Here is a 6,021-nt window from a genome sequence, read left to right on the forward strand (position 1 = left end):
TTTAACCGTGGTATGCAACGGTGGTTGAAGCAGAAACTTAAATCGTGAGGTTTAGGAATCGCCGCACTTTTAGGGCGGCGAGGATGTCAATGTTTCTTCCCCATTATGCCAATATTCCGCATAATACAAATATACATCTGGCAGTTTCTGTCAATAGCAATTATACCTCAACATCTAGGCTAACTCAAGGCGGTGGGCTGATTTGCTCACACTTTACATTGCCTAAAATGGTAGCACTTCCCACCAATGGGGACGTTTTCCCGCTTACCAGCTAAATTGAGAATATCAGGGGCATTTATGCCTAAAGGGAGAGAAAATGTATTAGGCTAAAAACTAAACTATTTTGGCAAGATTTCTTTGAAGACCTCCTCAGCCTACTTATTGGTTTTCCACGGTAGTCGCGATCCGCGTCCAGCCATGGCGGTGACACGATTAGCAGCCTTAGTTCAAGAAAAAATTAGTCAACCCACCGAAAGATTAGGGAGTAAATCGGAGTTTAGCCCATCTCTAGCGGTTCTAGAAGCAGATAATCGGGTATTAGTAGGGACTGCCGCCCTAGAATTAGTGATAACACCTCTCCATCAACAAATAGAAGCTTTTGCCCAACAAGCACAAAGCCAAGGATGTAGCCGGTTGCAGATTATCCCCCTGTTTCTCCTGTCGGGGGTTCACGTTAAAGAAGATATTCCCGCGGCCGTGGCCAAAGTGCGATCGCCAATTGAGCTAGAGTTAAAGCCCCATTTAGGCAGTTATCAGGGCATAAAATCGCTGTTATCGCGACAATTTGCTGATTTAAGCCCCCAAGACCGCATTTTACTGTCCCACGGTAGTCGTCGCCCCGGTGGTAATCGGGAGGTGGAAAATCTAGCGGCGTTTTTTGGGGCAATTACAGCTTATTGGTCGATAGAACCGCGTTTATCCCAACAAATCGAGAGTTTAATCGCTCAAGGTAGCCAAACAATTGCTATACTGCCCTATTTCCTCTTTGCTGGTGGAATTACCGCCGCGATCGAAGCCCAAGTTTTTGAATTATCACAAAAGCATCCAAATGTCAATATATCTTTAGGTAAATCTTTGGGGGCGACGGGGGAATTAGCCGAGATTATTGTGGAGGAAGGATGGGGATGAAGCGAGCAGCGATCGCTTTGGGCGGTAATTTAGGGGATTCAGGGACAATTTTAGGGCAAGCTTTAGGGGAATTAGAGCGAGTCAAAGGAATTAAACTAGAAGCTCATTCCCAATGGTATCAAACCACAGCCGTGGGTCCTCCTCAGCCTGACTATCTCAACGGTTGCGCCATTGTACAAGTGGATTTATCGCCCTTAGATTTACTGCATAAATTATTAGAAATCGAGCAGTTATTCGGGAGAGTCCGACGGGAAAGATGGGGACCGCGTACCCTCGATTTAGACTTAATATTTTATGATGACCTGATCTTAGAAACGCCCGAATTACAGATACCCCATCCCCGCTGCCGAGAACGCGCCTTCGTGCTGCTTCCCCTGGCAGAAATTGCCCCCGATTGGCGAGATCCGGTCACTGGAAAAACTATCCTTCAGCTATTGGGGCAATTGGGATTGGCGGAGTAGGATGTTAGGTGTTAGGGTTTTAGTTGAAAACTTCGCTAATTTCTTTTCACTGATCACTGAAAAGTCTTCCCCTAAACCCAAATAAGCGCGTCTCAGTTACCGCCCCGAAACTCTACAATAAAGGCAGCAGCATCAATAAACAGTAAAGAAAATCAACCGTGACCAAGACCCCATCGCTCGAGGAAACTCATTACAATCAGGCTAAGGCTAGTTTACAACAGGCCTTAACTTGGTATGCCAGTTTTCGCCGCCATTGGAATTATCCCCCCGATCCCCAACTTCAGGCCGCCGTTAAACAGGATTTGCAGTCCCTAAAATCGGCCTTGGATAAACTGGATGAAACGGTGATTCGGGTGGCAGCCTTCGGGTTAGTCAGTCGCGGTAAATCCTCGGTGGTAAACGCTTTAGTCGGTCAAAAAGTCCTGACAACTGGACCCCTGCACGGGGTGACACGCTGGCCGCGATCGGTGCGTTGGACACCAGCCACGGGTAAAATCCAGATAGAATTAATCGATACCCCCGGATTGGATGAGATTGAAGGGGAAGCGCGGGCGAATATGGCCAGAGAAGTCGCTAAAAGTGCCGATTTAATTTTATTTATCGTCGCGGGGGATATTACCCGGACCGAATACGAGTCCTTGGCAGAATTGCGCCGGGCCAAAAAACCGCTCATTTTGGTGTTTAATAAGATTGATCTCTATCCGGAAGCTGATCGCCGCCAGATTTTTCAGCAGTTACAGAGATTAGGAACCAATCGGGACGAAAAAACGTTAGAAGATTTGTTAACTAGCGATGAGATAGTTATGGTAGCCGCCGAACCGCAACCGATTCCCGTCCGGGTGGAATACCCCGATGGGCGCGTGGTGACTGAGTGGGAAACCCCTCCCCCCCAAATTGAGGAGCTGCAAGATAAACTCTTAACGATTTTAAATCGGGAAGGGCGATCGCTGCTGTCCCTAAATGCTTTAGTGCAAGGCCAAGAAGCGGAGGAAAATATCGCTAGAAAAACCCTAGAACTGCGGGACAGTCAAGCGGAGGAAATTATCTGGCAATACGCGAAATATAAGGCTTTAGCGATTGCGGCCAATCCGATCGCTATTTTAGACCTCCTAGGGGCTTCAATCGTCGATTTGACTCTAGTTCGGGCTTTAGCTCGTTTGTACGGCTTGCCGATTACCAGTCACCAAGCTGGTCAACTCTGGCGGACTCTACTTTTGAGTAGTGCGGGGTTGCTGGTGGGGGAAATCCTCAGCACTGTGATTATCGGTTTGGGCAAAACGGCAGCGGCAGCGGCGAGTATTTTTGAAAATCCCACCTCTTTAACCCTCTACGGTAGCACCGCTCTCCTACAGGGAGCAATTGCCGCTTATGGAACCTATATCATCGGGAAAGCCGCTAAAATCTATCTAGAACGCGGTTGTAGTTGGGGGGCATCCGGACCGAGTACGGTGATCAATCAAATTCTCGCTCAAGTTCATCCGCAAACTATTTTATATCGTTTACGTCTAGAACTAGAACAGTGATTTTAAAGGAAAAAGGAAAAAAGGCAACAGTTATCAATTAAATATTTCCTACTGACTACTGATGACCGACTCCTAATTTTAGAAACTTAATTTTTGACAACGACAACTAGCTAGAAATATTGAGAGAAAATCATGTCTGCTGCCCATAAGTCCTATGTTCCCGTTCCCATTCCTCGCCAAAAAAGCCAAGGGAGTCAACGTCGTCCCCAGTCGCAGATAACTTCCCCCAACCCCACTACTAAACCAGTTACTCAATCCTCCCCGACTCCCACCGTCAAACCGACGACTAAATCGGTGGCGAGAGTTCCCGTGGCCCCGACACAAAAACAATTAGCCTCGCGTCAATTACGTTCCCTTTGCCTCCTAGAAAGAATAGTGGCCGTGATTACTTTTTGTCTGTTGGGTTCGACTCTGGGAATATATGCTTGGACGGTATATATTCCCAAGGTTTGGGACAAAGAATTTGGTAAACTGGAAACACTGCAACGTCACGAGCGCCATCTTTTGTCCACCAATGAAACCCTTAAACATCAACTAGCTCAACAAGCAGAAAAACCCGAAACCGGATTAACTCATCCCCAACCCTTCCAAACTATCTTTTTACAGCGTAAATCTGCCCCGAACCTGAAACCGTCCACCGCTTCTCAACCCCAATCTACCGTCAATTCTCGACCGAGAAGTGCCTATTAACAGTTATCAGTTAACAGTTATCAGTTATCAGTGGGTAAGTTAACAGTTATCAGATGTGAGTTTTTAAGTGTGCAGTATTAAATAGAAGTTTCCTACTGTCTTTTTACTGATTACTGTTTACTGCTTACTGTTTACTGCTTACTGTTTACTGGTTACTGCTTACTGCTTACTGCTTACTGTTCACTGCTTACTGCTTACTGATAACTGAAAGATACTGCTCATGACTGACACAAAAAGACCCAGATTTAGAGGTAAAAAAACTCGATCGCCCTCTGGCAGTATCCGGGACAGAAAGTCCTATTTAAACGCCAAAAAACGGCAACAACAGTTTAAAAAATTGCCTTTGAGTAACGGGCGATTGGTGGCGGTGTGGTTGATTTTAGTCATGGGTATTGTGGGTTTAGCTTGGCGACTGTACCAATTACAAATAGTCCAAGGACAGGAATTGCAAAAAAGAGCCAGACAACAGCAAACTACCAGTATTAGACCCTATATTCCCCGACGGGCGATCGTCGATAGTAATGGTAATGTTTTGGCGACCGATCGCTTGATTTATACTCTTTATGTACACCCAAAACTGTTTGCTATTCCGCCGGCAGAAGTGGCTGATAAATTAGCTCCTTTATTAAATATTCCCACTAATCAACTGATTCAAAAATTTAAAGAAAAAGAAACAGGAATTCGTTTAGCCAATCAATTAACCGAATCCGTGGCTAGGGGATTAAAACAATTATCTCTTGACGGTGTAGAATTAGAGGAAAAGTACGCTCGTTATTATCCCCAAGACGATGTGGCAGCCGACGTGATTGGCTATGTAGATAAAGAACATCGTGGTCAAGCAGGATTAGAGAGAGGTTCCAGTCAGTTATTAGAAAGAGATCCTTTTTCTGTCAATACAAGACGCATGGGAGACGGGCGAATTTTACCCGCTTTTGTTCCCGATGGTATCTTTCAATTTGATGAATTACAGTTAGAAGTAACCCTCGATTTAAAACTACAAAGAGCCGCCAGGACGGCCCTACGAGAACAGCTAAAGAAATTTAATGCTAAACGGGGAGCCGTCATCGTTATGGACTCCCTTGATGGTTCTCTTTTAGCCCTAGTTTGTGAGCCAACTTTTAACCCCAATGAATATTATAAAGCCCATGTGGCTCTATTTAAAAATTGGACCGTAGCCGATCAGTACGAACCGGGGTCAACTTTTAAACCAATTATTGTCGCCATGGCCATGGAAGCGGGGGCAATTAAAGCTAGTACGGTAGTCAATGATCCGGGGGCAATTACTGTCGGTCCCTGGACGATTAAAAATGCCTCTAAACAGGGTTATGGGGCGCTAGATATGGCCAGAGTTCTGCAAACCTCTAGTAACGTGGCCATGGTGCAAATTGCCCAAAAAATGGGGCGAGTTGATTTCTATAAAGGTTTATTAGGATTGGAAATAAATCAAAGGGTTGGTGTAGATTTACCCGGAGAAGTGGCAGGATATCTCAAACCCGAACAAGAATTTCTGGATAATGCCATTGAATCGGCCACCGCTTCCTTTGGTCAAGGTTTATCCCTAACGCCTTTAAAATTAGTACAGTTGCACGGTGCGCTGGCCAATGGTGGCACCTTAGTAACTCCCCATGTGATCAAAGGATTAGCCGACGACCGCGGCCGTTTGCATTGGCAGCCCGATTATCCCAGCAAAAAAGTCTTTTCTCCCACCGTGGCCCGGCAAGTGGTGGAAATGATGGAAACCGTCGTCAGCAAGGGGACGGGGGTAGCAGCCCAAATCCCCGGTTATCGCATCGGAGGCAAAACGGGAACCGCACAAAAAGCTAGTCCGACGGGGGGTTATCTACCTAACGCTAAAATTACCAGTTTTGTGGCGATTTTACCGATCGAATCGCCCCGTTATGTGGTTTTGGTGGTGGTGGATGAACCCAAGGGTGCGAATACTTTTGGCTCCACTGTTGCCGCTCCTGTCGCAAAAACGGTGATGAATACGCTCATTTCCCTCAAGGGTATCCCCCCCACCTCCAAGGTCGTTCCGGCGGGTTCTGCGACCAATAAACCCCCGCGGCACGATTAATTTAAGTCTTTTTGAAAGAGGCTTTATTTAGGGTTTGCTGAAAGAAGCTACAATCTTTATTGGAAAAGGCTTTTAGCTAGATTGAGAGTCGCTCAGGTGCCCCTGAATCTGCTAAAATTACTCAAAACCCTTGCATCTTCTCTCC

Annotated in this window: 5 protein-coding genes; all 5 read left to right on the top strand. The window is 46.1% G+C overall.

All coding sequences use genetic code 11. The annotated features are described in order from the left end of the window. Positions 1–357: 357 nt before the first annotated feature. The 5 genes from BGL89_RS19705 (at position 358) to BGL89_RS19725 (ending at position 5,876) form a co-directional block, all read left to right on the top strand. On the top strand, positions 358–1,128 hold the full coding sequence (locus tag BGL89_RS19705; RefSeq protein ID WP_502692645.1) for a sirohydrochlorin chelatase: 771 nt from the start codon (positions 358–360) through the stop codon (positions 1,126–1,128). After that, positions 1,125–1,589, top strand: coding sequence for a 2-amino-4-hydroxy-6-hydroxymethyldihydropteridine diphosphokinase (gene folK, locus BGL89_RS19710; protein ID WP_286827218.1), 465 nt, complete (start codon positions 1,125–1,127; stop codon positions 1,587–1,589). Before BGL89_RS19705 ends, folK begins: the two co-directional genes overlap by 4 nt. A gap of 158 nt (positions 1,590–1,747) precedes the next feature. Then, on the top strand, positions 1,748–3,112 hold the full coding sequence (locus BGL89_RS19715) for a GTP-binding protein (RefSeq protein WP_286827219.1): 1,365 nt from the start codon (positions 1,748–1,750) through the stop codon (positions 3,110–3,112). Positions 3,113–3,244: 132 nt separating this feature from the next. Next, positions 3,245–3,802 (top strand): hypothetical protein, encoded by a 558-nt coding sequence (locus BGL89_RS19720; RefSeq protein ID WP_286827220.1) that lies wholly within the window; start codon positions 3,245–3,247, stop codon positions 3,800–3,802. 220 nt (positions 3,803–4,022) lie between these two features. After that, positions 4,023–5,876 (top strand): peptidoglycan D,D-transpeptidase FtsI family protein, encoded by a 1,854-nt coding sequence (locus tag BGL89_RS19725; RefSeq protein WP_286827221.1) that lies wholly within the window; start codon positions 4,023–4,025, stop codon positions 5,874–5,876. Positions 5,877–6,021: the final 145 nt, after the last annotated feature.

Source organism: Microcystis sp. LSC13-02 (assembly GCA_002282935.1).
In the GTDB taxonomy this organism is placed as follows: Bacteria; Cyanobacteriota; Cyanobacteriia; order Cyanobacteriales; family Microcystaceae; genus Microcystis.